Raw genomic sequence first — 25,089 nt, forward strand, 5'->3', positions numbered from 1 at the left:
CTCACCACCACTCGGTGTCGAGCTTGGCCTCGATGTTCCGGAGGTTGACGCGTACGCACGCCTCGCACAGCCACCCGAACTCCGTGTCATGACTCCACCCCAGCGCCGGCAGCGGCGCTTGGTGACCGCAGCCGCGGCAACTGACCGTGTCGTTAGCCGCTTGGGCAGGTGACTCGTGGTCCGGCATTCCCTCGTCATACTCGCGCCGAGCCGCCACCGCAATACGCCACGCGAGGATGCCCGATAGTCGCCTCGGCAGGCGTTTACGCAGCTAAGAGGGTGTGCACCCGGAGATGTCGCACTCGTACCAGGTGCCTTGCTTGCCGCCGAGGTCAGCTGGGCCAGCCGGACCAACCGGCACGAAACCGGCTTTGGCCAACACCTTCTGGGACGCGGTGTTCGGGTGGGAGGTGGCCGCTCGCAAGGTGCGCACCCCGTGGCGTACGGCCGCCACCTGGCACAGCTCGCGAACGGTGGCGGTCGCCACACCGCGGCCGGCAACGTGCTGGGCGACCCGATAGCCGAGGTCGGCGGTGCCGTTCTCGATGCCGAAAAGGTTGAATCTGCCAAGCACTGAGCCATCTTCGTCGACCAGCACGTAGAAAGCGCAGCCGCCGGCTTCCTGGCTCGCCAACGAGGCGTTGTACAGGTCGGTGAAATGGTCGAAGAACTCGTCGCCGCGGTCGGAAATCGACGCCGCGAAGTAGCCGCGGTTCGCGATCTCAAAAGCCAACACGGCCGGGGCATGGTCACCGGTCAGCGGCTGTAGCTCGTACACGTGCGGACTCTAACCCCGACGGCGTTACCTTCGGAATCCGATTATTCGTACGTACGAGAAAAGGCGCGCCGCCCGCCGACCGGATCCGAGTCCGGTCGACGAGCGGCGATGATGGTTGTTTGTTTGATTAGTGCGGTAATCCGATTTTCAGTGCTCGCGCAGGTAACGACGGACGCTGCGCGCGACGACCCGGGCGGGGCGAGGCGCTGGATAACGTACGGTCTGTTCCTCGCGCATTCGCGCTCGGGCGTATGCCTCATGCATAACTAACATTCGAAGACTCCTAGTAAGTTCTGTGTCGCTGATAGTGGAACCGTGCTGGGCGCTCATGCCGCAACCACCGGGGTGCGGGCAGCGTCTGCCTTACGCGGGCGTCCGCGGGGACGCTTGCGGGCGATCACCGCGCCGCGTTCGAAAATCTCGCCACCCCACACTCCCCACGGCTCGCGCCGGTCCAGGGCGCCAGCGAGGCAGGCGGTGCGCAGCGGGCAGTCGATGCAGAAATCCTTGGCGCGGTCGAGGTCGCGCGGGTTTTCGGCGAACCACAGGTCGGGGTCCTCACGGCGACAAGGAAGCTCCGAGTCGTCGTCGATCCCCGGCTCGAGAACGGCAACAGTGACGCTCAGTGTCGGGTAAGACATGCCGGGTTTCACCTCTCTCCAGTCTTTACGGGCGGTAGCTCGTGGGCGGACGGTTTGAGTAGTGGCTGGTCAGGGGGTGGCCAAACAAAAAGGCCGTGGATCCCGGTGGGGATCCACGGCCTCGAAGTGAGCCGGCAGGAGGTCTGGTGACCTCATGTTCGCCTACTTCGAGGGGGGATTCCCGGGATGGGACGCCGCATCTTCATCTGGAGATCGCCCAGACCGCTGCCCGGCTTGACGGGCAGTACGGCGATGAAGGCAGACGTCTCCTGCTGGACTCGGGCGTCCGGACCACACGTACGAAGCGCGCCTCCGTACGTCGGTGCCATGTGAGCCTGCGCGCGCACAGCAGCCAGGACGGTCGACGCCTCATAAGTCATTTCGTTACCGCTCACGTCGCCCACCTCCTGTCTGCTCGTCAGATCGCACAGCGCCGCCTGCTGATGGCGACGATTGGAGGTTACGCGCACGGCGACGGGGAGCACAACGTATTTACCGGCAACTTTTTCCATCGTCGGCAAGATCACGCTCAAATCTCTTGGTGACCGCCCAGTATTCAGGATTTCGGCCGACCTGGACGGTGCCCGAACGGTTGCCCGCACGCTCGTCGCGATGCCGAACTTTCGGTTAACCGTCACAACGTCTGAGTGATCGGCACCTTTTGATCCCTGTCACCTGCCATGCGGACCGCTCATATTTACGGCCATTAGCGCTGGTCTTCTTTGCGGCCTTCTTTACGGCCTCGGTGGCGGCTTGAGCGGCGAACTGGCGTACCAACGTCAGGCGGCCGAGAGGCAGCGCTCGCCGGCGAGCGACTCGGCGAGCGCCTGCCGGCCGCGGCGGAGCCGGGATTTGACGACATTGGGCGACACCAGCTGCGACTCGGCGATATCGCCGACCGAGAGATCGGCCAAGTAGTAGAGAGTCACGGCTTCCCGTTGCTCGTACGGCAGCTGCCCGATCGCGGCGACCAGCATCACCCGGTCCGGCCCGGGCTCGGGCAGCCGCTCGTCGGCCAGCGGGAGCTGTCGCACCAGCCGGTCGTGGGTCTGCCGACGGCGGAACCGGGAACGGGCGATGTTCAGCGCGACGACCCGCATCCACGCGCCCGGACTGTCCGCCGCCGCCACCTTGCCCGGCTGCGCCAGGGCCCGGATGAACGCCTCCTGAACCACGTCCTCCGCCTCGGCGCGGTCGCCAGTCAGCGCGTACGCGGCGCCGACCAACCCCGGCGCCGACGCGCGATAGACCTGTTCGACGAAAGCCTCGTCGCGGTCCAGCTGGCTTGCGATGTCTCGCACCTCAGGCTCCTCACTCGGTGTTGCCCCTTCGAGACCACTCTGACCGTTTTGCCGGTGGAAATCGTCAACCCGGCGTGCGTCGTACCGTGGTGCTATGTCGATCACCGGAACAGTCGTACGACGTGCCGGACCAGCGGACGCGGCAGCGCTAGTTTCCTTGCGGGCATTGATGTTTCAGGAAATGGGCAGCGACATCGGCGACCCGGACGCGGCCTGGTTGGTCAGCGCCGAACGGTGGTTCGCCGACCGACTCGGCAAGCCGGACGAGTTCGCCGCGTTCGTCGTGGACGACCCGGTCGACGGTGTCATCTGCTGCGCGGCTGGCATCTGCGATTCGCACGCGCCGACCCCGAAGAACCTGAGCGGCCTGCATGGCACGGTCTTCAACGTCAGCACCGATTCCCGGCACCGCCGCCGGGGTCACGCGCGGGGATGCCTTACGGCGCTGCTCAGTTGGTTCCAGGACGAGACCGAAGTCCAGGTGGTCAATCTGAACGCGACCGGCGACGGCATCGGGCTCTACGAGTCGCTCGGCTTCGTACCACCGCGGTTCCCAGCGTTGGCGATCCGGCTGACCTGACCTGCGGGCTACTCGAGGGCAGGCGTCAGGCGGTGGAGTTGCCGGGGTCGGGGACGGAGTCCGGGAGGGCGCCGGCGACCAGGGCGAGCACGGCCTGGCCGTAACGGGTGAGCCGGGCCGGGCCCATGCCGGGGATCTCGCCCAGCTCGGCGAGTGAGTCGGGCTGGTCCTCGGCGACCGCGGTCATGCTCGCGTCGGTCAGGATCAAATACGGCGGGACCGCCAGCTCGGCGGCGATCCGTTCTCGCCACTCGCGCAGCCGCTCGAACAGCTCCGCGTCCGGTTCCGGTGGCGGACAGCCGCCGCAGCGGCGGAGCTTGCGCTGCGTCGAATCGAACAGCGCGACCCCGCAGAGCCGGCAGGTCGGCAGCCCACGCTTGGGCTTGGCAGGGCTGGACGCGACGAACGACGTCGCACGAGTGGCCTTCTGCTCCGGGGCATCGGTGGGCAGGAAGCGGCTGGGCCGCCGACCGGATCGGCCGCCGGGCTGGCGAGCCGCCGCCCAGGACAGCCAGAGCCGCTCCTTGGCCCGGGTGATGCCGACATAGAGCAGCCGGCGCTCCTCCTCGATGTGGTCGGTGGTCTGCGCGTACGAAATGGGCATGGTGCCCTCGGTCAGGCCGACCAGGAACACCGCCGCCCACTCCAGACCCTTCGCGGCGTGCAGCGACGCGAGCGTGACGCCCTCCACGGTCGGGGCGTGCTGAGCGGTGGCGCGGCCGGCGAGCAGGTCGTTGAATGCCGGCAGGCCAGCACCCGCCGTGCCAGCCACCGTGCCGGCCGCGATCGCGTCGGACGCCAGCCTCACCAGCGCGGCCAGCGCCTCCCAGCGCTCCCGGGCGGCGCCGCCGGGCGGCGGCGCGGCGGGCGTGAAGCCGCCCCCGGACAGCGCGTCGGTGACCGCCTCCACCAGCGGCTGGTCGGCCGCCGCCGCGTGCGCCGCCCCGCGCAGCAGGATCATCGCCTCGCGCACCTCGGGCCGCTCGAAGAACCGCTCGGTCCCCCGCACGACATAGGGCACGCCCCGCTCGGCGAGCGCCTGCTCATAAAGCTCGGACTGCGCGTTCGTACGGAACAGCACGGCGATCTCCGAAGCCGGGGTGTCACCGGTGATCAGCTCCGCGCAGCGGGCCGCCACTGCCTCCGCCTCGGCAGTCTCGTCCTCGCACCGGACCACCCGCGGCACCGGGCCGTCCGGACGTTGGCCGACCAGCTTCAGCCGAGCCGCCGCGTGCTGCCCGCTGGCCCCGGCGATCACCTGGTTGGCCAGCTGAACGACCTGTGGGGTCGACCGGTAGTCGCGCTCCAGCCGGACGACCACCGCGCCCGGCCGCTGCCGAGCGAACCCGAGCAGGTGATCAGCGCTGGCCCCGGTGAACGAGTAGATCGTCTGGCTCGCGTCGCCGACCACACACAAGTCCTCGCGGCCCCCCAGCCAGGCCTCCAGCAACCGCTGTTGCAGCGGGTTCACATCCTGGTATTCGTCCACCACGAAGTGCCGGTATTGCGAGCGGATCTGCTCGGCCACGTCCGGGTGCTCCTCCAGCGCCCACACCATGGCTCGCAGCAGATCCTCGAAGTCGATCCGCTGGGAACGGCGTTTGAGCTGCTCATATGCCATATAGACGGACGACAGCGCGGCCGCGTCAATGGGCAGCTCACGCTCGGCCTTTGTGGCCGCCGCCGGGAAGTCGCTGGCCTCGATCATCATCGCCTTGGCCCACTCGATCTCCGAAGTCACGTCCCGCACCGCGGTGCCGGCCAGCCGGACGCCCTCGCGCAGGGCGGCCTGGGAAACCAGCCGGCCCTTGCTCTCCAGCAGCTCCGGCATCGGCCGGCCCTGGAACAGCCGTGGGGCGAAATAGCGCAGCTGGCGAAGGGCGGCGGCATGGAACGTACGCGCCTGGGCACCGGCCACCCCGAGCTGGATCAACCGGCCGCGCATCTCACCAGCGGCCCGCGCGGTGAAGGTGATGGCCAGCACGTGCCGGGCCGCGGTCTCGCCGGTGAGCGACCTGTATGCGATGCGATGCGTGATGGTCCGCGTCTTGCCCGTGCCAGCACCGGCCAGCACGCAGACCGGGCCACCGGGGGCCAGCACCGCCTCGGTCTGCGCCTCGTCGAGGCCGGCGAGCACCGCCGACACCGCGGAACTTCGCTGCCGCTGCCCGGTTGTGGTCACGGGTGCGATCCTCGCAGCCGGGTCCGACCAAAACGCGCCGGACCCACCGCCCTGTCGTGTTGCATAGAGCACGGAAGATGTGGACGGGTCGCGGTGTTTAGCCATTACCAGGTCAAAGAGACAGAGGTGAGCAATGTCCAGCGTCACGATGTACAGCACTCCGTGGTGCGGTTACTGCAAGCGGCTGAAGGCCCAGATGGGTCGCGAGTCGATCCCGTACACGGAGGTGGACATCGAGCAGGACCCGGCGGCCGCGAAGTTGGTGATGAGCGTCAACGGCGGCAACCAGACCGTCCCGACCCTGGTGTTCGCGGACGGAACCGCGCTGACCAACCCGAGCCTCGCGCAGGTCAAGGAAAAACTCGCGTCAGCCGCATAAGTCTTTCGGAGCGGTACGCTTCTGGGCATCGTGGAGGCTGTGGTCTGTCCGCAGGCTTCGCACTGACCCGTAGGCGGCCCAAGAGATGCGTACGCAGGATCCACCGGAGGACCCGCTGCCGCTCCTGTCTCCCGTGGTCGTTCGGCGTACGCCAGCCGGCTGGGCGGTCGAGTCCGAAGAGGTCGACACCCTGGTGGAGGCGCTGGTTTTCGCCGACCTGGTGGCCGCCGACTCCGGCGGCCCGACGTCGCCTGGCCAGCGCCCCGGCCCGGTCGTCGGCGAGGTGAACGAGACCGAGCGGCTGCGGGCCGCGGTCAGCCAACTGCAGCACGCGCTGTCCGTACGGGTGACCATCGAGCAGGCCATCGGCATCCTCGCCGAACGTACGCACCAAGCCCCACGCGAGGCTTTCGAAGAGCTGCGCAAGGTGGCCCGGTCCCACGGCAGTCGCGTACACGACATCGCGGTGGCCATCGTCGCGTCGGTTACTGATGCTTCGATCGCCCTTCCCGGCGACCTTCCGACCCGGCCGTAACCGCGTTGCACCCAAAACCGGTGACGCCTGACGCCCTCGTGGAGCTCGTCGTCGATCTCTGTGCCAGCTCAGTCGCCGACGGCCGGCGGCTGCGAGTCGCTGTCGACGGGCATCCAACGGGCGGGACCGGGCCGCTGGCCGATGCCGTCGCCGCCGCGTTGCGGGCGCGGGGAACGACCGCGCTGCGGGTGTCGACGCGGTGGTTCCTGCGGCCAGCCTCGCTGCGGTTCGAGTTCGGGAAGCAGGACATCCAGTCGTACGCGGAGTCCTGGCTCGATGTTTCGGCGTTGCGCCGCGAGGTGCTGGATCCGCTCGGCCCCGGCGGCTCCGGTCGCTGGCTGCCCACCCGCTGGGACCCGGACGCCGACCGGGCCACCCGAGCCCCGTACGAGACCGCGCCGGCCCTCGCGGTGTTGCTGGTCGACGGCCCGTTGCTGCTCAGCCGTGGCCTGCCCTTCGACCTCACCGTGCACCTGCACCTGTCGGCCGGCGCGCGGCAGCGGCGCACTCCCGACGAGGAGAAGTGGACACTGCCGGCGTACGAGGACTACGACCGGACCGTCCGTCCCACCGACACGGCGGACGTCGTCGTACGCACCGACGACCCCCGTCACCCGGCGGTCGTTCTTCGGCACTGACCGAACGGGAACTGCCCCTTCAGGAAACCGAAAGGGACGTACCCGGCGTAAATAGGTGGTTCTACTGATACTCGGCGGCATTTCCCGGCTTACGTTTGCCGTGCGGTCATTTTCTCCGCGCCAGCATTCATCCAGAAAGGCCTTTCCGTGATCACCTCTCGCCGTCTGCTCCTTGGCTCCGCCACGGCCGGCATCGCCGCCACTCTCGCCCTCACCGGTTGCGGCCCAGCCGCCACCGCCACCGGCACCGGCAGCGGCCCGGCCGCCCCCAAGGCCGCCGCGGCGACCACCATTCCGGACCCCTGCACCCTGCTCACCAAGGACGACATCACCACCCTCACTGGGACCAAGATGGAAGCCGACGGGAAAGCCGGCGCCAACCACCAGTGCGACTGGAACGAGCCCGACCCTGCCACCGCCTACGGTGTGAGCCTGCAGATCCTTCCCATCACCAAAGAGCGATTCCAACAGGACGCGGCCATCGGACACCCGGTGACCGGCGTCGGCGACTCCGCATACACCCTGGCCGGTAGCCTGATCGCGCTGCACGGCACAGTGACACTCCGGGTCCTCTACCTGCCCGCCCTAACCACAGACAACACCCTCGTCATGAACGTCGAGAAGAAGATCGCCACCGCGGTCCTGGCAAAGTTCTAATCTTCACATCCCTCGGTGCGGCGCGAAACTGTCGTACGTGTCTGTTTTTCTTTCCCCCTCCCTTTGAACGGGCGGGGGGTGGGTCGAGAGGTAGACCTTGATTTTTAGTTGAACATCGGTCCTCGAACCCGCCCCCCACCCGTCACTGGGTGGGGGTGATTTTTCGGGGTGGGTACGACAGTTTTGAGCCGCACCCCTACGGACACGGTCGGCGCCATTGTGTCGCTACCTCATGTTGACCTTGGCCAGTTGGCCCTCCCCAAGCGGGAAAAATGGCCCACCTGGTGGGCCAACTGACCAAGATCAACAACAAATTCCAGCTGGATCGGATTTTCTTCAGATAATGCCGTCGAGCCAGTTGCTGATCAGGTAATACGCGATGGACGTGGTCATCGGCATCACCCTGTTCGCGTCCCGCTGCGCCCGGATCTCATCCCGGGTGAACCAACGAGCGTCCTCCAGCTCCTCGTCCACCCGGCGGATGGGCTGCGCCGGGTCCGCGAGCGCGCTGAAACCGAGCATCAGCGACGCCGGGAACGGCCACGGCTGACTGCCCACATACCGTACGTCGGTGACGGCGACCCCGGTCTCCTCGGCGACCTCGCGCACCACCGCGGCCTCCGCCGACTCCCCCGGCTCGACGAAACCGGCGAGCGTCGAATAGCGCCCGGGCGGCCACTCCGCCTGCCGGCCGAGCAGGGCGCGACCGGCCGGTCCGGCGACGCCGTCGTGCACCAGCACGATCATCGCCGGATCGGTACGCGGGAAGATCTGCGCGCCGCCCTCGGACACCCGCACCCAGCCGCCGTCGCGAGCCTGCGTGGGCGCGCCGGTCACCGGGTCATATGCGATGTTGTCGTGCCAGTTGGCCAGCGCCACCGCCTCGACGAACAGGCCGGCGTCGCGCGCGCCGAGGCTGGCGCCGACGGCCCGTACCGTGTGCGGCTCCGGCCCACCGGTCTCGGCCGGCAGCTCACCTCTGACGGCGAAATACACCTGCTCGTCGTCCTCGCCGAGGAACAGCCGGTCGCCGTCCGGCGCCGCGTCCGCGGCGACCAGGATCAGCTCGTACGGCCGGGTCGAGGTGTCGACCAACGCGCGGCCGTCGGCGTCGACGACCAGCACCTGCGCCCGTTTCCAGGCATCCGCCAGCCACTGTGTGTCCCGCCGCCGGTGGGCGGCCCGGTTCACCGCGGAACGCCCGAGCGGCAGCTCCCGCTCGGTCATCCGCGCTCGACCGCGCCCAACGCCGCCAGCGGCTCGGCGACCGTACTCGCCTCGCCGACCACCACGGTGACGGCGGCGGACGGCCGCAGGTATTTCAGCGCGGCGGCTCGCACCTCATCCAGCGTGGTGGCCTGCAGGTTCACCGCGTGCTGGTAGAACCACTCCAGATCCAGGCCGGCGCCGACCAGCGCGCTGATCGTGCCGGCAAGCCCGGACTGGGATGCCACCGAAAGGGCCTGGGTGCCGACGGCGTACTGCCGGGCCTGCTCCAGCTCCGCCGCGGTGATCGGCACCGCGCCGATCCGGCCGAGCTCGTAGTTGACCTCCAGCAGCGCCGGCGCGGTCACCTCGGTGGCCACGTCCGCGTCCACGCTGATCATCGAGCCGGCGACCGAATGCGAGAGCACCGCGTGCGGCGAGTACGTGTAGCCCTTGTCCTCGCGGATGTTCTCCACCAGCCGGGACGAGAAATAGCCACCGAAGACCAGGTTGGCCAGCTGCAGCGCCGGATAGTCCGGGTGCGAACGGCCGACCGCCGGCAGCGCGAGCCGCAACGACGACTGCACCGAACCCGGCCGGTCGACCAGGAACACCGGGCCCATCTCAGGTGCCGGCACCGGCTTGAGCGCCGCGGCGTTGGCCGTACCGGTCCAGTCCGAGAGCGCCTTCTGGGCCGCGTCCAGGGCCCGGCCGGGAGCCGTGTCGCCAACGATCACCAGCGTGCCGGCTTCCGGTACGACACGGGTGTCGTGCAGCTTGCGCAGCGCCGCCGAACCAATCGACCGCACCTCGTCGGGCTCGGGGACCTGGATCGCGTACGGGTGGTCGCCGAAATAACGCCGTTGCAGGGCCTTGCGGGCCACCTGCGAGGGCTGACTGTTGGCCATCTCCAACCGGTCGCCGAGCCGGTCCCGCTCCGCGGAGACCTCCTTGGCCGGGTAGGTCGCGTCGGTGAGCACGCCGCCGAGCAGCTCCAGGAGCTTGGACAGGCCGGACGCGAGCGAGTTGCCGCCCACCATCAGCCGGTCCGGGTCGGTCGACACCGACAGCCCACCACCGACGGTCTGCAGCTCGGCGGCGATGTCCACCGAGGACATCGTCGACGTGCCCGACAGCAGGGTCTCGGACAACATGAACGAACGCGGCAGATACGTCTTGCCAGTGCCGGCGAACGGCACCCGCAGCCGGATCTCCACCAGCGGCACGCTCGGTCGGCGGACCGCGATCACCCGCAGGCCGTTGTCGAGAATCCGCTCGGAAACCGACGGGCGCTTGGGCTTACGCGGCTCCTCGAGGTCGGGAAGCGTGGTCGGATATGGCTGGGTCACTGGGCACCTCCGGGGTGGACCTCGACAACTGCCCGGCGGTTCGGCGCCAGCGCGGCCGCGGCGGCCACCACCTGGTCGGCCGTCACCTCGGTCACCATCGTCGGCAGCTTGCCGACCAGCTCGGCCTCGCCGCGCTGCTGCTCGAAAACCGTCATCGCGAGAGTGCGGGACAGCACCGGGTCGGCTTCGCGCAACAGCTGGGCGGCGAGCCGGGCCTGGATCCGGTTGAGCTCGGCGGCCGAAAGCCCGTCGGTAGCCAACCGGTCCAGCTCACTGTCCATAGTGGACAGCACGGTGTCCGCGGCCACCCCGGGCGGCGAGTGCACCTGCAGGATCATGGCGGTCGGATTGCGTACGTCGAACGGGTCGCCCATCAGCCCGCAGTAGGCCGAGACGCTGGTTGCCAGCCGGTCGTCGTGCACCATCCGCTGCACCAGCCGGGAGGCCTCGCCGTCGGTCAGCACCTCGCCCAGGACCACATACGGCAGGTATTCCGAGAGCGACCCGATCGGATCCGGCACCCGCCACGCGGCCGCCAGCGCCGGCATCGGCGCGTGCGGGTCGGCGTACGACTGGCGGCGCTCGCTGGTCAGGTCCGGCTCGTCGAAGTCGGGGCGAACCGGCGTCTCGCGGCCAACGATCGCGCCAAAATGCCGCTCGACCAGCACCGCGCCATGCGCCACATCGAAGTCGCCGGCCACCGCCAGCACCGCGTTGCTCGGCGCGTAATAGCGGTCGAAGAACTCGGCCGCGTCGGCGACGGTCGCGGACTCCAGGTCCACGAAGGCGCCATAACCGTCGTGCGCGTTGGCGAAGGTGTCGAACAGCACCGGCGGCAGCTTCAGCCAGGGGAACCCGCCGTACGGCCGGTTCAGCACGTTGACCCGGATCTCCTCCTTGACCACCGAGATCTGGTTGGTCAGGTTCTCCTCGGTCAACCGTGGGCCGCGCATCCGGTCGGCCTCCAGGAAGAGCGCGCGCTCCAGCGCCGCCGACGGCATCAGCTCGTAATAGTCCGTGTAGTCCAGGTGCGTCGACCCGTTGAACACCCCGCCGGACGCCTGCACGTGCCGGAAGTGCTCCAGCTTCTCCAGGTTTTCCGAGCCCTGGAACATCAGATGCTCGAAAAGATGGGCGAACCCGGTTCGCCCCTCCGGCTCGCTGCGGATGCCGACGTCGTACGTCAGCGCGACGGCGACCACCGGCGCGCTGCGATCGGGTGCCAGCACGACCCTCAGGCCGTTGGCCAGGGTCAGGCGCTCGACCGGATAGCTCACCGGCTTCACGGTCACTGGACGGGAGGAGCCGCGCCGGGCCGGCGCGATCACAGAACTCGCTGATTGACGGGCCACCGCACGACCCTAACCGGCTCGGGTGCCCATTTGCTGGCAGGGCGGCGATGTTCGGGCGATCTCTTCGAACTGGTCAGGGCTGGGCGGGTTGGGTTCGCACGGTTTGCGGCTGGTTGTTCGCCGCCGGCTGCCGCTGGCTGTTCGCCGCTGGCTGGGGCTGGTTGTCCGCCGCTGGCTGGGGCTGGTAGTCCGCGATCACCACGGTGACGTTGTCCGGGCCGCCACCGGCCAGCGCGGACTCGATCAACCGGTCGACGCAGCCGGCCGGGTCCGGCTCGGCCGCGAGGATCCCAGCGATGGTCGGTTCGTCGACCGCCGACGGCAGGCCGTCGCTGCAGACCAGATAACGGTCCTGCGGGTCGGCGTGCAGCTCGGCGTAATAAACCTCCACCGGCTCGCCCCGCAGCACCCGCGTGACCACCGATCGCTGCGGATGGTCGTGCGCCTGCTCAGGGCTGATGGCTCCCAGGTCGACCAGCATCTGTACGAACGTGTCGTCCTTGGTCAGCTGCACGAACCGGCCGGCCCGCAACCGGTAGCACCGGGAGTCGCCGACATGAGCGAGAACCATGTTCGGATCCGGCTCATCTCTGCTTGGCTCTTTCGCGGTGGCGTCCGGGTCTGCCGTCGCCTCGGGTTGGGGGCTCGACTGTGCTGCGGCTTCCGGGGCCGGCTGTGCTGCGGCTTCCGGGGTCACCGCGCCTTGGGCGCTCGACGCGGCCTGGGAAGTCGACGCCACCGCCGGAGTCAGTAGCTCGGGCCGCTGCTCATCGTCGGCGAATACCAGCGCGGTCAGCGTCGTACCGGCGGCCACGATCGCCGGGTCGCTGTTGAGCTCCTCGGCGATCCGCCGGTTGGCCGACTCGACGGCGCTCTGGAGTGCTGTCCTGACATCCGCGAAACACCTCGGTCCGTCCAACCCGGCCAGCGTCTCGATGACCATCCGGCTGGCCCGATCGCCGGCCGACATCCCGCCCACGCCGTCGGCCACCGCCACCAGATGCGCACCGACGTGGTGGGAGTCCTCGTTGCCGACGCGAACCAGCCCGGTGTGGGTGGCGGCGGCCAAACTGAGGTGGGGCATGCAGCAAGGATGCCTCTCCGCAGCGACAAAGCGTCACCGAACCCGCACAATTCCTGCCCGGATGCCGGTCCGTCAGCCAGATGAACGCCCGTGACCGCACTGGTGAACGGTCATCTCACTTGCCATCAGCTCTGTCCAAAACTGGCCCGTTTCCCCGGCGAATCCCGCTCTGGCTCGATCCCACCCAGCGCCAGACTCCCCAGCCCGCCCCCGAATGTAACGATACAGCGAGGTTTCGCCCGTTTTGCGAACCGTACCGTCATTAGCGAGTACTCGAGCGGATGAGAAACAGCTACAGCGGCCGGATGGAGTCGATGACGCTTTCCACGGTGCTGTCGTACTGCGCGTGGGTGCCGGGGATGGACAGGTACAGGACCGCGGCGCTTGGTTTGCCGACGTCGACCAGGACGACACCAACCAGTTCGGAGGTGGCGTGCAGGCCTTCGGCGTGGAAGTGCAGGCGGAAGACCGACACCCAGGCGGGGCGGCCGCCGAGGGAGGTCATTTCGTCGCGGATGGGTTGGGTGGTGTTCGGGTTGGGGTAGAAGTTGGCGCGTACGTCTTCGGCGACCTGTTGGCCGGTGCACTTCAGGTCGAGTTCGGTGCCGTCGTTGACGGTGGCTGGTACGGAGCCGGACAGCACCGAGGCGAGGTAGTCACGGCCCGGCTCGTAGTCCGGTTCGGTCACGAAGTAGTAGCCGGTCTTGAACTGGACGCCGAGGGTGCCGGCGCTCCAGACTTGGTTCCACGGCATCCACGGGCCGTCGGCCTTGGCGTACGAGATGCCGGCGTCCGAGTCGGCCAGGCGTGGCCGGCTGTCCGGCGGGGGCGGGCTGCCGGGCGGGGCGGACGGTTCGGCGGTCGGCGGCGGGCACAGCTGGGCGAGCGGCGGTTTGGTCGGGCCTCCACCGAAGGGGCCGATGCCTCCGGACGCGAGCCCGGACGTGGTGCTGGCGACCAGCAGGACGACCACCAAGATGGCTGCGGCCACGACCACGATGCCGGCCGTCCACAAGACCGCCGGGCGCCGCCACAGCGGCCGCGGAGCCGGGATCGTTTCCTTGTCGGCGGCGGTGTCGTTGGGTCGCCAGCCGCCGAAAGGATGGGCGGCTCCGGCGGCGAGTACGTCGGCGGAGCGGCTCGGTTTCGACCCGGCGGCCGCCGAGGCGGCTGGCTGGGATGCCGCCGGCGTACCCGCCTTGGTGGCCGCTGACCAGCCCATTCCGTCCCACCACCGGACCTGGCCGGCGGTGCCGTCCGGGTCCGCGTACCACCCGGGCGCCCGGCGGTGAGGTCCAGTCATACGTCCATTGTCAGGCCCCGGCGCCAGCACCGACCCTGTGGCCTAGCTGAGCGTCGACTGGCCCTCTCGGGCGTACGGATGCGGCGCGGGTACGGCTGAACGGGATGACCGGCGCCGTCGCTACAGTCATCGCCATGCGGCTGGCCAGCTTCAACGTGATGCACGGCCGGACCCTGAGCGACGGGCGGATCGAGCCGGGCCGGCTGGCCGCGGCGATCGCCCGACTGAACGCCGACGTGCTGGGCCTGCAGGAACTCGACCGCGGGCAGCCGCGGACCGGTGGGCGGGATCTGACCGCCGAAGTCGCCACCGCGACCGGCACCGGCGCGCAGGCCAGGTTCGTAGCGACCGTCAGCGGGGTTCCGGGACAGGAGTGGGAGCCGGCCACCGGCGACCCGGTGGAGATCGACGCGCCGACTCGGGGGCCGGAGTACGGCATCGGGCTGGTCTCTCGGTGGCCGGTGAAGTCGTGGCACGTGACCCGGCTGTCGCCGACCAAGCTGCGCTCGCCCGTGCTGGTGCCCGGCCCCAAGGCGCAATCCGGCAAGTTGCTGGTGCCCTCGGCCCGGCCGGCGCTGATCCAGGACGAGCCGCGGGCGATGCTGGCCGCGGTGATCGAGGCACCCTTCGGGCCGGTGACCATCGCGACGACGCACCTGTCCTTCGTGCCGGGATGGAATGTCAAGCAACTGCGCCAGGTCTTCGCGGCGCTGGCCGAACTGCCCGGCCCGCATGTGCTGCTCGGCGACCTCAACATGCCCGCGCACGGGGTGAAACTCGCGATCAGCACGCTAGGCAACGTGGCCACCCCGTGGCGGATGCTGGCCAAACTGCCGACCTATCCAAGCAAGGGACCGCGGATCCAGCTCGACTATGCCCTCACTGACAGTGACGGTGAGCTGCCGGAGCTGCTGCACGCGCACAACCCCGCGCTGGCGCTCTCGGACCACCGGCCACTGCTGCTGGAGTTTGCCTGATTTCAGCGGGAAAGCTGGGTTTGGCAGCCACTTCACGTTGGACGGTCCGTTGCGTGACGGCAAGGCATCGGGGGCGCTGGCAGACATCGCGAGGGGGGTTCGGGATGTCCTCTTTCTCCGATGCACTCGACCGTACGTAACGGACCGCCTACAAAAAGTAACTGATCGTGGCCGAGAAAGGAAGACCCTCGGCCGAATATCTCGCCACAAAAGCAGCGCGACCATCGCCGCCGGCGAGCCTCGAGCTAACCCTGGCCCATCACACCTCTTTAAGACCTTGACATCGACTGCGTGACAGTTGCACACTTCAGTTAGAGCTTCTAACTAAAGTTAATGACTCTAAGGAGATCTGATGGACCGCCTAACCGAAGTTGTGTTGCCGGGGGTCGTCGAGCCCGAGGGCCTGCTTGTCCAGGAGCGGCCGATCCCGAGCCCCGGCCCCGGCCAGGCGCTGGTTCAGGTGGTGGCCACCGGCGTGTCTTTCGCCGAACTGCAGATGCGCAAGGGCCGCTACTACGACCAGCCGGCCTTCCCGTTCGTACCGGGCTACGACCTGGTCGGCGTCGTGACCGCCGCGGCCGATCCGGCGCTGGTCGGACAACGAGTCGCCGCCCTCACCAAAATCGGCGGCTGGACGACCCACGCGATCATCGACACCACCGACCTGGTCGCCGTGCCGGACGAGGTGGACGCGACGTACGCCGAGGCGGTCGTCACCAACGGCATCACCGCTTGGCAGATGTTGCACCGCAAGGCACGGGTCAGGGCGGGGCAGACGATCTTGGTGCACGGCGCCAACGGCGGTGTCGGCTCGCTGCTCGCGCAACTGGCGCTGATCGCCGGCGTACGGGTGATCGGCACCGCGTCCAGTCAGCACCACGAGGAACTGCGGGCGCTCGGGATCACCCCCGTCGACTACCGCACCGAGGACGTGCCGGCCCGGGTTCGCGAGCTGGCGCCCGGCGGTGTCGACGCGGTGTTCGACAACGTCGGCGGCCAGAACCTCGACGACGCGTGGGCACTGCTGCGACGCGGCGGTTCGGTCGTGTCGTACGGCGTCGCAAGCGCGGTAGACGGCAACGGCTCGGCGATGCTGGGGGTCTTGAAGGTCCTCGGCCGGATGTGGTGGTGGAACACCGTCCCCAACGGGCGCCGGGCCTACTTCTACAACCTGTGGGCCGGCCGCACATTCACCCGCGGCCGCTTCACCGCCCGGTTGCGGAAGGACCTTGGTGCCGTCTTCGACCTGCTCGCCAGCGGGCAGCTCAGCCCGCGGATCGCGGCCACCCTGCCGCTGTCCCAGATCGCCGACGCGATGAAACTCGCCGAGACGCGTACGGCGGTCGGAAAGATCGTGCTCATTCCGTAGCCGTTGGATACCGTCGTGGCGTGCCGGACGCGATTTTCGCTCACCCTCGCCTCGCCGCCATCTACGACGCGATGGACGGTGACCGCGACGACCTCACCGCGTACGTCGCGATCGCCGACGAATTCGGCGCCCAAACGGTGCTGGATATTGGCTGTGGGACAGGAAATCTGGCGATGTCGCTGGCCGGAACGGGTCGTACGGTCGTCGGCGTCGATCCGGCGGAGGCATCGCTTGAGGTCGCTCGTACGAAAGACCCAGCCGGAAAAGTCACCTGGATCCATGGCGATACGAATGCCTTGCCCATGCTGGCAGCAGATCTCGCGGTGATGACCGGAAATGTGGCGCAGGTTTTCCTCAGCGACGAAGAATGGACTTCGACGCTGCGAGCCATTCAGGCGACTCTTCGCCCGGGCGGCTACTTCGTATTCGAGACCAGGCGGCCGCAATTCCGGGGCTGGGAAGAATGGGCCACCGAGGTGACCGTCGACGTGCCGGGAATCGGCTCGGTCGAACAGCACCTTGAAGTCACCGAAATACGGCTTCCTTACGTTAGTTTCCGCCACACGTACACATTCCTGGCGGACGGCGAGATCCTCACCTCGGATTCAGCCCTGCGGTTCCGGGACCGCGACGAGGTGGAAACGAGCCTGGTGGCGGCCGGCTACCGGGTGCTGGACGTACGGGACGCGGCCGACCGCCCTGGGCGAGAATTCGTCTTTGTCGCCGCGTCAGGATGACGGCTCGGCCAACGGGACCGACGCGATCAAAGCGGCCAGGCCGTCGCTGTCCAGCAAGTCGGCGGGCCGGACCGTACGATTTGCTCGTACATAATGGAAAGCGGCACTGACCCGCTCCAGCGGGACGTGCCGGAGCCGGGCCCAGGCAAGGCGGTAGGCGGCCAGCTGGATGGCGGCCGCCTCGGCGTCCTTGCCGGTCGGCGGGCGGCCGGTCTTCCAGTCGACCACCTGCCAGGTCTGCGCGTGACCTTGGTCAGCGGTCTTGAAAACCGCGTCCATCCGGCCGCGGATGACCATGCCGCCAATCACCATCTGGAACGGCACCTCGACCGCGTGCGGGGTCCGCATCGCCCACTCGCTGGCCTCGAAAGCGGTCTGCAGCGCGGAAAGCTCGCTGTCCGGCTCGGCGCCGGCGTCCGCGGCACCGGGCATGCTGTCCAGGTCGAGCAGCACGTCCGCGGTGAACCGGCGCTCCAGCCAGGCGTGGAACGCGGTGCCGCGACGGGCCAGCGGGGCCGGTTTGTACGGCATCGGGCGGCGCAGCCGGCGAGCCAGCTCGGCCGGATCCCGGCGCAACGCCACCAGCCGGGACACCGAGAGCTCGCCCGGCAGCGTCACCACCAGGTCGTTGCGGCGGGCCCGGCGGGCCCGCTCGGCGAGCAGCACGTCCACGTCCTGCCGCCAGCTGTCGGCCACCGCGATGTCCTCTGTTGGCAGCATCTCGGTGACCGAGAACAGGCTCGGCTGCAGTGACTCGTCGGCCATCTCCGCCGCGTTGCCCACGCCCAGCTCGGCCAGCGCGGTCCGGACCAGGTCGGCGCCCACCTCCATCGCCGGCCGGCGGGCGGCCAGCGGATCGTACGGCCAGGTGTGCGTGACTGCCTCCGCCAGCAGCGGGTTCGCCGCGTCCTCGGCCGGCTCCTTGGCCCACTCCAGCACGGTGCCAGCGCCGTCCTCACAGGTTTCCCGGACCTCCTCCAGGAACCCCGACGGTCTTACGGCCTGCTTGCCTTCGCCCCAGCGGTAGCCCGTACAGACCAGCACGGACCGAGCCCGCGTCAGTGCCACGTACGCGAGCCGGCGCTCCTCGGTCAGGTCCCGCTGGCCGCAGTCGGCGCGGAAACTCTCCCGGGCCAGGTCCGCGTCCTTCTGGGTGTGCGCCCGGGCCAGGTTGAGCACCGGCAGCGAGTCGCGATCGCCGCGCAGCGGGAACGGCAACTGGGAGATGTCGGTCAGCCACGCCGACTCGGGCGAGCCAGCCGAGGCCGGGAAGAAGCCGTCGACCAGGCCCGGCACGAAAACCGCGTCCCACTCCAGGCCCTTCGCGCCATGCACGGTCAGCAGCTGGACCCGGTCCGGGTCGACGTCGACGTCGCCGGCCTCCAGCCCGCGCTCCGCCTTCTCCGCGGCCTCCAAATACGCCAGGAAAGCCGGCAGCGTGACCTGCCCGGTGCCGACGAAGTCCGCACAGACATCGGCGAACCGGTCCAGGTTGCTCCGAGCCGTACTCGGGCTGCGGCCCGGTCGGGACGCCACCTCGATGTCGAGGCGGAGCGTACGTTCCACGTCCGCCACCAGGTCCGGCAGCGGCTGGCCGGCCCGCCGGCGCAGCCCGGCCAGCTCACCCGCGAGGTGGCGCAACCTGGCATAACCCTGCGGGGAAAACCAGTCGGCCGGCGGGAGCTGGTCCAGCGCGTCCACGATGGACACCTCGTCCAGCTCGCCCGGCACCGGGCTCTGCCCACTCTCGCCGCGGTTCTGCCGGACCATCACCCGGGCCCACCGGCCAAGCGCCTCCAGGTCGCGGGCGCCGATCCGCCAGCGCACGCCGGTCAGCAGCCGCATCAGCGCGTCGCCAGCTCGCGGCTGGACCACCACCCGCAGGGTGGCGACCAGGTCCCGCACCTCCGGGGTGGCCAGCAGGCCGCCAATGCCGACCACCTCGACCGGGATGCCTTCCAGCCGCAACGCCTCAGCGATCGGCTCCAGCCTCGTACGCTTGCGGCACAGCACGGCGATGCTGCGACCGCCCTGCCCGGCCGCCCGCCGGTCGGCGTCCACCGCCCACAGTCGGCTCACCCGGTCGACGATCGAGTCCGTCTCGTCGTTCACTGTCTCGTACACCGCGCAGCTGACCTGGCCGGCACCCGCGCCCGGGCCGGGCATCAGCTCGTCCACGTCGATGCCGCCGCCGCGCAGTGGCCCGGACACCCGGTTGGCCACCGCCAGCACGCTCGCGCTGTTCCGGAAACTGGTCTGCAGCGCGTACCGCGGCGCGGGCGTCTTGTCGACGGTCCGGAACTCGGAGCGGAACCGGGCCAGCGTGCCGGCGCTCGCGCCCCGCCACGAGTAGATCGACTGGCACGGGTCGCCGACCGCGGTGACCGGGTGGCCGCCGCCGAACAGGCTGCGCAACAACACCAGCTGCGAATGGCCGGTGTCCTGGTATTCGTCCAGCAACACCACGCCATAGCGAGTCCGCTCGACCGCGCCCACCTCCGGCACTTCGCGAGCGATCTCGGCGGCCAGCCGCATCTGGTCACCGAAGTCGAGCACTTCCCGCTCGCGCTTCAACCGCTGGTATTCGGCCAACAGCGGCAGCAGCTGTACGCGGGCCTTCTGCCTGGTCAGCACCCTCGCCATCGGCGCGAGCGGGGCGTCCGCCGACCCGCCGACCTTACGCGGCAGGGCCTCGACCTGACCGACCAACGCGGCGGTGAAATCGGCCAACTGCTCGGGGTCGACCAAGTGGTCGGCGAGCTCACCGGACAGCGCCACGATCGCCTGCACAACGGTCGCCGGAGCCAGGTCGACCGCATCCATCGGGCCGTCCCAGCTGTGCACCACCTTGAAAGCCAACTGCCAGCAAGCAGCCTCGCCGAGCAACCGTACGGACGGCTCGACACCAATCCGCAACCCATGCTCGGCGACCAGGCGAGACGCATACGAGTGGTAGGTGCTGACCATCGGCTCGCCGTCCACCGCACCCTGCTCACCCGGCGGCAACAACCCGAGCGCCCGCACCTGCGCGAGCCGTCGCCGCAGCCGCTGCGCCAACTCGGCGGCGGCCTTGCGGGTAAACGTCAGCCCAATGACCGCGTCGGCTCGTACGGCACCGCTGGCCACCAGCCACACCACCCGGCTGGTCATCGTCTCCGTCTTGCCCGACCCGGCGCCGGCCACCACCAGGCTCGGCTCCACCGGGGCCGCGATGACAGCCGCCTGGTCGTCCGTCGGCCGAGGCAACCGCAGACGCTCAGCCAGCTGGAACGGATCCAACGCCAGCGTCGCGGTCATACCACTATCGGACCACGTCCGGTGCATAGAACCGACGAGACCCCACCGGCGTGTCTGAGTTTATGGCCGCAGTTCCTGCGGCGGCGCATCCGGTTCGCGTCGCCGGGGCGCCCAAAGAGCGGGCACCCCACCGCCGCGAACCTGGGTGGCCTTCGGCCGCCGCGCGGACGGGGTGGGGATCGGTGTGGTGCGGATTGGTGTGGCTGGGATGGGTGTTGAAGTACCTGTTACGGCGCGAAATTGTCGTACGTGTCTGTTTTTATTTCCCCCTCCCTTTGAACGGGCGGGGGCAATGCCCTTAAGTAGTTGAGAGCTGTTTGTGCAGGTCAGAGCCTATGTTTGGATGCGCGAGACAGGGGGTGAGCTGGGTCTTTTCGCGGGTCGGCGAGACACTGCCGCGGTCTCGGTCCGGGCGAGGAGACGAGCGCGACGTACGTCAGCAGTCCGCAACACTCAGCGTCACCGAGTCGCGGAGCTTGTAGCTACTGGTAGTGAGATTCGTTGTTGATCTTGTTCAGTTTGCCTACCCAAAACGGACATGGGACTGAATTGTCTTTTTTGGGTAGGCAAAGTGAACAAGATCAACAACTTCGACACCGACACAGCCGCAGCCCCGGCCCGCACAAAGGGGGCAGAACAGCCGTTCCCGACCAGGCAGCCGGCGACCCTCCGGCACTCCGACACCCATTCTGAGCAGGTGAAACGCTTAACTTAAGGGCATTGGGGTGGGGATCGGTGTGGTGGGGATTGGTGTTGAAGTACCTGTTACGGCGCGAAATTGTCGTACGTGTCTGTTTTTCTTTCCCCCTCCCTTTGAACGGGCGGGGGTGGGTCGAGAGGTGGACCTTAATTTTTAGTTGAACAATTGGTCCTCAAACCCGCCCCCCACCCGTTCTTGGGTGGGGGTGATTTTTGGGGGTGGGTACGACAGTTTCGCGCCGCACCCTGTGTTTTGCGGCTGGCTCATTCGGTTCTTGTGAGAGACGAAAAGTGACGACGGATGACCTAGGTCAGCCGGTGACCTGGCCGCCGTGGGGGTCGGCGGGGCAGGACGTACGCACCGGGCAAATCGAGCAGTAGTCGTTGACCGACGCGGTGAACACCGACCCGGCCATCCCCTCCGCGACCTGGTCCAGCAGGTCGCGGGCCCAGGCTGGGTCCTCGGTGTCGGGTAGGGGCGGCTGCGTGCGTTCCACGAAGGACTTGGCGGTGGTGCCCAAGTGCACCAGGACAGCGCCGCCGGGCCGCCGGCCGTGCGCCGGGAAGGCACCTTCCTCGATCGCCAGCTGGTAGACGCCCAGCTGCGGGTTGGTCGCGGCCTGCTGCTTGGACGGTGCGCTGCTCCCGGTCTTCAGGTCGACCACGACCAACCGGCCGGCCGGATCCCGTTCCAGCCGGTCGATGCGACCGTGCAGCGAAACCGAGCCGAGCTGGATCTCGAAGCCCTCCTCCACCGACACCAGGTCACGCTGGTTGGCCTTGATCCAGGCCAGCAGCTTGCGCACCATTTGGCGGGCCCGCTCGCGCTGCTTGTTGGCGACCCAAGGCCCGCCAACGTCGATGTCGTCCCACCCGGCGTCGATCCGCGCGTCCAACTCCTCGGTGGTGACACTGTCGTCGACGGCGAGGGTGGCGGCGTCGTGTACGAGCATGCCCAGCCCTTGGGCGCCGCCAGGCCCAGCGGTGCCGCCGGCGCCCTCCAGCAACCAGCGCAGCGCGCAGGTGTCGAACTGCTCGACCCGCGAGGGCGACACTCGTACGAGCTCGCCATCGGCCTTGAGCGGAGCCTCGGTGGACTGCGGCTGCAGGCCGTACCAGTCGTCCGGATGGGCACCGGGCACCCTGTCGGCGGCCAGCCGGGCCAGCTGCTCGGCGGCGGCCCGGCGGACCGCGAGCGGTCGCTGGGCGTCGGTGACCACCGAGCGCAGCTCGGCGACCAGGGCGGGCAGCGACAACGTACGCGGCACCGACGTGACTGGCCGAGGCCGCTCCTCCCAGGTCGGCACCAACTCGTCCAGGAACCTGGACGGCTCGTTCTCGGAGTCACCGACCGCGGTCACCAGCAGCGACCGCCGGGCCCGCGAGCAGGCCAGGTAGAAGAGCCTGCGTTCCTCGTCCAGCAGCCGGGTCAGCGCGCCGGAGGAACTCAGCTTGGCCGGCGAGCCCTCCCCCACCACCCCCGACACCACGTCGACCAGCAGCTCGGACCCCAGCAGCGAGCCGCGCGGGCGCAGGTCCGGCCAGTTGCCTTCCTGTACGCCGAGCACCGCGACCACGTCCCACTCGCGGCCGAGCGCGGCATGCGAGGAGGTAACCGTGACCGCGTCACCGGAAGGCGCGCGCTCGGCCAGGCTGTCGCCGGGCACCTGCTGGCCGAGCAGGTGATCCAACAGCGCGTCCGGGCCGGATCTGGGCAACCGGTCGACCAGCCGGGCAGCGGCGTCGAAAAGCGCGACCACGGCGTCCAGGTCCGCGTCCGCGGAAGCGCCGCGGCGGCCGCCCGCGCGGCTGTCCGCCGCCCAACGCTCGGCCAACCCGGTCGCCGCCCACACTTCCCACAGCACGTGTTCGGCGTCTTCGCCACGGCCGGCCGCCTCCCGGGCGGCCTTCACCAGGTCCGCGATCCGCTGCGCCGGCGCGGCCACCAGTGGCGGCACCTCCATCAGCTCGCCCGGATCCTCCACCGCGGCCCGCAGGACCTCCGCCGACGTACGCGCCCCGCCTTCGGCCACCTCGACCCGGCGCAGCCACTTGCGCAGCCGGTGCAGCGACAGGCTGTCCGCGCCACCGACCGGCGACGCCAGCAGCGCGATCGCCTCGTCGGCGGTGAACTGGTCCGGCCGGTTGGCCAGCCGAAGCACCTCCAGTAGCGCCTGCACGGCCGGCTGGGCCACCAGCGGCAGCTCCTCGGAATGGGCGGTCATCGGTACGCCGGCAGCCAGCAGCGCCCGCCGCAGGCCCGGTAGCGAGTGGGTGGTGGACCGTACGAGCACCGCCATCCGGTTCCACGGGACGCCGTGAGTGAGATGGGCCTCGCGGAGCCGGTGCGCCACATAAGACGCCTGCTGGCTCGCCGACCGCAGGACATGTGCCTCGACCTGCCCGTCCGGCGCGAACGGGGCGGGCCGCATCAGCCGGTGGTCGGGCCGACCGCGCAGGCCCATCGCGATCCGCGCCCAGGCGTCGGTCAGCCCTGGCCCGGCCCGGTAACAGGTGTCGAGGGCGACCGTGCCGGCCAGCTCACCGGCCCGGCCGAAGCGGTCCGGGAACCGGGCGAGGCACGCGGTCGTACCACCGCGGAACGTGTAGACGGCCTGATCCGGATCACCGGCCACCACCACGGACTCGGCGCCGGCGGCCAGCGCACGCAGCAGCGCCTCCTGAGCCGGGTCGGCTTCGGCGTACGAGTCGACGTAGACGTGGGTGAACCGGCCGGCCTCGCGCTCGGCGAACTCCGGGTCGGCCGCGAAGGCGTCCAGCACCGCCCTGACCAGCTCCGCTGGGTCGTACGCGGTGTCGTCCGCGAGCGCCGTCACCGCCGCGTACTGCGCCATGAACTTCGCGGTGGCGCCCCAGTCGACCCGGCCGTGCTGGCGACCCCATTTGCGCAGTGTGGAAGCGCCGACTCCGCGCTCGGAGGCACGCATCAGCAGGTCGCGCAGCTCGCGGGCGAACCCGCGGGTTCCCAGCGCCGGATGCAGCCACGCCGGCCACCGCCGCGGGTCGTCGATCAGGTCGCCGGCCACCAGTTCACGAATGACGTGGTCGTGCTCGGGGCCGGTCAACAACCTCGGCGTCTGCTCCCCGAACGCGGTCGCCCGCCGGTGCAACACCGCGAACGCGTACGAATGCCAGGTCCGCGCGGTCGGCTCGCCACTCGCCCCACCCAGGCGCCGGGCGATCCGCTCCCGCAACGCCGCCGCCGTCCGCCGGTCGAACGCCAGCAACAGCACCTTCTCCGGCGGCACCCCGGACGCGATCCGGGCGACCACCGCCTCCACCAGCGCCGTCGTCTTGCCGGTGCCCGGCCCGCCCAGCACCCGCAGCGGCCCGTTGTGGTGGTCGATGACGGCCCGCTGGCCAGGATCGAAGATCAGTGGCTGCGCGGCATCACCAGGACCTTCGGAAGGCTCCCGCCGCTGCGGGTCCGGCAACGCTGCCCGTACGAGCCGGTAAGAAGCCTGCTGGCCACTCACCCCGCGATCGAACCACGCCCCACCCCCCAAACCTCGCCCGACCCGCCGCCCACCTCGCCGATGTCACTTTCGGCGATATTTTCCGCCTCCCCACACAGGTGCTGCGGCGCAAAACTGTCGTACCCCTCGGGCAGATTTGCCCCCACCCAGTGACGGGTGGGGGGCGGGTTTGAGGACCGATGTTCAACTAAAAATTAAAGTCCACCTCTCAACCCACCCCCCGCCCGTTCAAAGGGAGGGGGAAAGAAAAACAGACACCTACGACAATTTCGCGCCGTAACAGGTACTTCAACACCCGCCCCAGCCACACCAATCCCACCACACCGATCCCCACCCCAATGCCCTTAAGTTAAGCGTTTCACCTGCTCAGAATGGGTGTCGGAGTGCCGGAGGGTCGCCGGCTGCCTGGTCGGGAACGGCTGTTCTGCCCCCTTTGTGCGGGCCGGGGCTGCGGCTGTGTCGGTGTCGAAGTTGTTGATCTTGTTCACTTTGCCTACCCAAAAAAGACAATTCAGTCCCATGTCCGTT

At 69.1% G+C, this 25,089-nt stretch carries 20 protein-coding genes; 8 read left to right on the plus strand and 12 right to left on the minus strand.

The genetic code is table 11. From position 1 onward, the window contains the following. Position 1 precedes the first annotated feature (1 nt). From ABD301_RS31690 to ABD301_RS31705, 4 genes are all read right to left on the minus strand, one after another. Entirely contained in the window at positions 2-217 is a 216-nt protein-coding gene (locus ABD301_RS31690) for a hypothetical protein (RefSeq protein ID WP_163572668.1), read from the minus strand. A gap of 54 nt (positions 218-271) precedes the next feature. Continuing rightward, complete coding sequence (locus ABD301_RS31695) at positions 272-778, minus strand: GNAT family N-acetyltransferase (protein ID WP_163572667.1); 507 nt, start codon at positions 776-778, stop codon at positions 272-274. 326 nt (positions 779-1,104) lie between these two features. Further along, on the minus strand, positions 1,105-1,419 hold the full coding sequence (locus ABD301_RS31700; protein ID WP_279582608.1) for a WhiB family transcriptional regulator: 315 nt from the start codon (positions 1,417-1,419) through the stop codon (positions 1,105-1,107). 779 nt (positions 1,420-2,198) lie between these two features. Continuing rightward, positions 2,199-2,720 (minus strand): RNA polymerase sigma factor, encoded by a 522-nt coding sequence (locus ABD301_RS31705; RefSeq protein ID WP_344313946.1) that lies wholly within the window; start codon positions 2,718-2,720, stop codon positions 2,199-2,201. Between the two features lie 94 nt (positions 2,721-2,814). Between ABD301_RS31705 and ABD301_RS31710 the strand changes: the two genes are divergently transcribed. Next, positions 2,815-3,300 (plus strand): GNAT family N-acetyltransferase, encoded by a 486-nt coding sequence (locus ABD301_RS31710; protein WP_344313948.1) that lies wholly within the window; start codon positions 2,815-2,817, stop codon positions 3,298-3,300. Between the two features lie 25 nt (positions 3,301-3,325). Here ABD301_RS31710 and ABD301_RS31715 read toward each other — a convergent pair whose 3' ends face one another. Next, positions 3,326-5,482 carry an ATP-dependent DNA helicase UvrD2 gene (locus ABD301_RS31715; protein ID WP_344313950.1) on the minus strand — a complete coding sequence of 719 codons (2,157 nt, stop codon included), beginning with the start codon at positions 5,480-5,482 and terminating at the stop codon, positions 3,326-3,328. A gap of 133 nt (positions 5,483-5,615) precedes the next feature. Between ABD301_RS31715 and ABD301_RS31720 the strand changes: the two genes are divergently transcribed. The 4 genes from ABD301_RS31720 to ABD301_RS31735 all read left to right on the plus strand — a co-directional run bounded on the left by ABD301_RS31720 (position 5,616) and on the right by ABD301_RS31735 (position 7,691). After that, positions 5,616-5,861, plus strand: a complete 246-nt coding sequence (locus ABD301_RS31720) for a mycoredoxin (RefSeq protein ID WP_163572663.1) — start codon at positions 5,616-5,618, stop codon at positions 5,859-5,861. Positions 5,862-5,946: 85 nt separating this feature from the next. Then, the gene (locus ABD301_RS31725; protein ID WP_279582607.1) at positions 5,947-6,396 is read left to right on the plus strand and encodes an ANTAR domain-containing protein; all 450 of its coding nucleotides are present in this window, start codon (positions 5,947-5,949) and stop codon (positions 6,394-6,396) included. 20 nt (positions 6,397-6,416) lie between these two features. Further along, positions 6,417-7,034 carry a nucleoside/nucleotide kinase family protein gene (locus ABD301_RS31730; protein ID WP_344313951.1) on the plus strand — a complete coding sequence of 206 codons (618 nt, stop codon included), beginning with the start codon at positions 6,417-6,419 and terminating at the stop codon, positions 7,032-7,034. A 147-nt stretch (positions 7,035-7,181) separates the two neighbouring features. Further along, positions 7,182-7,691 (plus strand): DUF3558 family protein, encoded by a 510-nt coding sequence (locus ABD301_RS31735; RefSeq protein WP_344313952.1) that lies wholly within the window; start codon positions 7,182-7,184, stop codon positions 7,689-7,691. 336 nt (positions 7,692-8,027) lie between these two features. On the opposite strand, the gene nudC is transcribed toward ABD301_RS31735, so the two are convergent. From nudC to ABD301_RS31760, 5 genes are all read right to left on the minus strand, one after another. Then, the gene (gene nudC / locus ABD301_RS31740) at positions 8,028-8,918 is read right to left on the minus strand and encodes an NAD(+) diphosphatase (protein ID WP_344313953.1); all 891 of its coding nucleotides are present in this window, start codon (positions 8,916-8,918) and stop codon (positions 8,028-8,030) included. Further along, the gene (locus ABD301_RS31745) at positions 8,915-10,246 is read right to left on the minus strand and encodes a M16 family metallopeptidase (RefSeq protein ID WP_344313954.1); all 1,332 of its coding nucleotides are present in this window, start codon (positions 10,244-10,246) and stop codon (positions 8,915-8,917) included. Before ABD301_RS31745 ends, nudC begins: the two co-directional genes overlap by 4 nt. After that, positions 10,243-11,598: a M16 family metallopeptidase gene (locus ABD301_RS31750; protein ID WP_344313955.1), complete on the minus strand. Its 1,356-nt coding sequence runs from the start codon at positions 11,596-11,598 to the stop codon at positions 10,243-10,245. The genes ABD301_RS31745 and ABD301_RS31750 overlap by 4 nt, the downstream gene beginning before the upstream one ends. 73 nt (positions 11,599-11,671) lie before the next feature. Further along, entirely contained in the window at positions 11,672-12,682 is a 1,011-nt protein-coding gene (locus tag ABD301_RS31755) for a PP2C family protein-serine/threonine phosphatase (RefSeq protein ID WP_344313957.1), read from the minus strand. A 292-nt stretch (positions 12,683-12,974) separates the two neighbouring features. After that, positions 12,975-13,985, minus strand: a complete 1,011-nt coding sequence (locus ABD301_RS31760; RefSeq protein WP_344313959.1) for a DUF2510 domain-containing protein — start codon at positions 13,983-13,985, stop codon at positions 12,975-12,977. Between the two features lie 134 nt (positions 13,986-14,119). On the opposite strand from ABD301_RS31760, the gene ABD301_RS31765 reads away from it, so the two are divergent. The 3 genes from ABD301_RS31765 to ABD301_RS31775 all read left to right on the plus strand — a co-directional run bounded on the left by ABD301_RS31765 (position 14,120) and on the right by ABD301_RS31775 (position 17,068). Next, complete coding sequence (locus tag ABD301_RS31765) at positions 14,120-14,962, plus strand: endonuclease/exonuclease/phosphatase family protein (protein WP_344313960.1); 843 nt, start codon at positions 14,120-14,122, stop codon at positions 14,960-14,962. A gap of 352 nt (positions 14,963-15,314) precedes the next feature. Next, positions 15,315-16,331, plus strand: a complete 1,017-nt coding sequence (locus tag ABD301_RS31770; RefSeq protein WP_344313962.1) for a medium chain dehydrogenase/reductase family protein — start codon at positions 15,315-15,317, stop codon at positions 16,329-16,331. Positions 16,332-16,351: 20 nt separating this feature from the next. After that, positions 16,352-17,068 carry a class I SAM-dependent methyltransferase gene (locus ABD301_RS31775; RefSeq protein WP_344313963.1) on the plus strand — a complete coding sequence of 239 codons (717 nt, stop codon included), beginning with the start codon at positions 16,352-16,354 and terminating at the stop codon, positions 17,066-17,068. On the opposite strand, the gene ABD301_RS31780 is transcribed toward ABD301_RS31775, so the two are convergent. Beyond that, the gene (locus tag ABD301_RS31780; RefSeq protein WP_344313964.1) at positions 17,060-20,365 is read right to left on the minus strand and encodes an ATP-dependent helicase; all 3,306 of its coding nucleotides are present in this window, start codon (positions 20,363-20,365) and stop codon (positions 17,060-17,062) included. The genes ABD301_RS31775 and ABD301_RS31780 overlap by 9 nt on opposite strands. A gap of 1,010 nt (positions 20,366-21,375) precedes the next feature. Beyond that, complete coding sequence (locus tag ABD301_RS31785) at positions 21,376-24,561, minus strand: ATP-dependent helicase (RefSeq protein ID WP_344313965.1); 3,186 nt, start codon at positions 24,559-24,561, stop codon at positions 21,376-21,378. Positions 24,562-25,089 lie beyond the last annotated feature (528 nt).

The sequence above is a fragment of the Fodinicola feengrottensis genome (assembly GCF_039530045.1).
GTDB classification, from domain to species: Bacteria; Actinomycetota; Actinomycetes; order Mycobacteriales; family HKI-0501; genus Fodinicola; species Fodinicola feengrottensis.

Excerpts from the sequence above, each read along its gene's own strand:
- ABD301_RS31765 (WP_344313960.1), top strand. The coding sequence starts at position 14,120 with ATGCGGCTGGCCAGCTTCAACGTGATGCACGGCCGGACCCTGAGCGAC.
- ABD301_RS31780 (WP_344313964.1), bottom strand. The coding sequence starts at position 20,365 with ATGACCGCGACGCTGGCGTTGGATCCGTTCCAGCTGGCTGAGCGTCTG.
- ABD301_RS31725 (WP_279582607.1), top strand. The coding sequence starts at position 5,947 with ATGCGTACGCAGGATCCACCGGAGGACCCGCTGCCGCTCCTGTCTCCC.
- ABD301_RS31710 (WP_344313948.1), top strand. The coding sequence starts at position 2,815 with ATGTCGATCACCGGAACAGTCGTACGACGTGCCGGACCAGCGGACGCG.
- ABD301_RS31770 (WP_344313962.1), top strand. The coding sequence starts at position 15,315 with ATGGACCGCCTAACCGAAGTTGTGTTGCCGGGGGTCGTCGAGCCCGAG.
- ABD301_RS31700 (WP_279582608.1), bottom strand. The coding sequence starts at position 1,419 with ATGTCTTACCCGACACTGAGCGTCACTGTTGCCGTTCTCGAGCCGGGG.
- ABD301_RS31760 (WP_344313959.1), bottom strand. The coding sequence starts at position 13,985 with ATGACTGGACCTCACCGCCGGGCGCCCGGGTGGTACGCGGACCCGGAC.
- nudC (WP_344313953.1), bottom strand. The coding sequence starts at position 8,918 with ATGACCGAGCGGGAGCTGCCGCTCGGGCGTTCCGCGGTGAACCGGGCC.
- ABD301_RS31755 (WP_344313957.1), bottom strand. The coding sequence starts at position 12,682 with ATGCCCCACCTCAGTTTGGCCGCCGCCACCCACACCGGGCTGGTTCGC.
- ABD301_RS31720 (WP_163572663.1), top strand. The coding sequence starts at position 5,616 with ATGTCCAGCGTCACGATGTACAGCACTCCGTGGTGCGGTTACTGCAAG.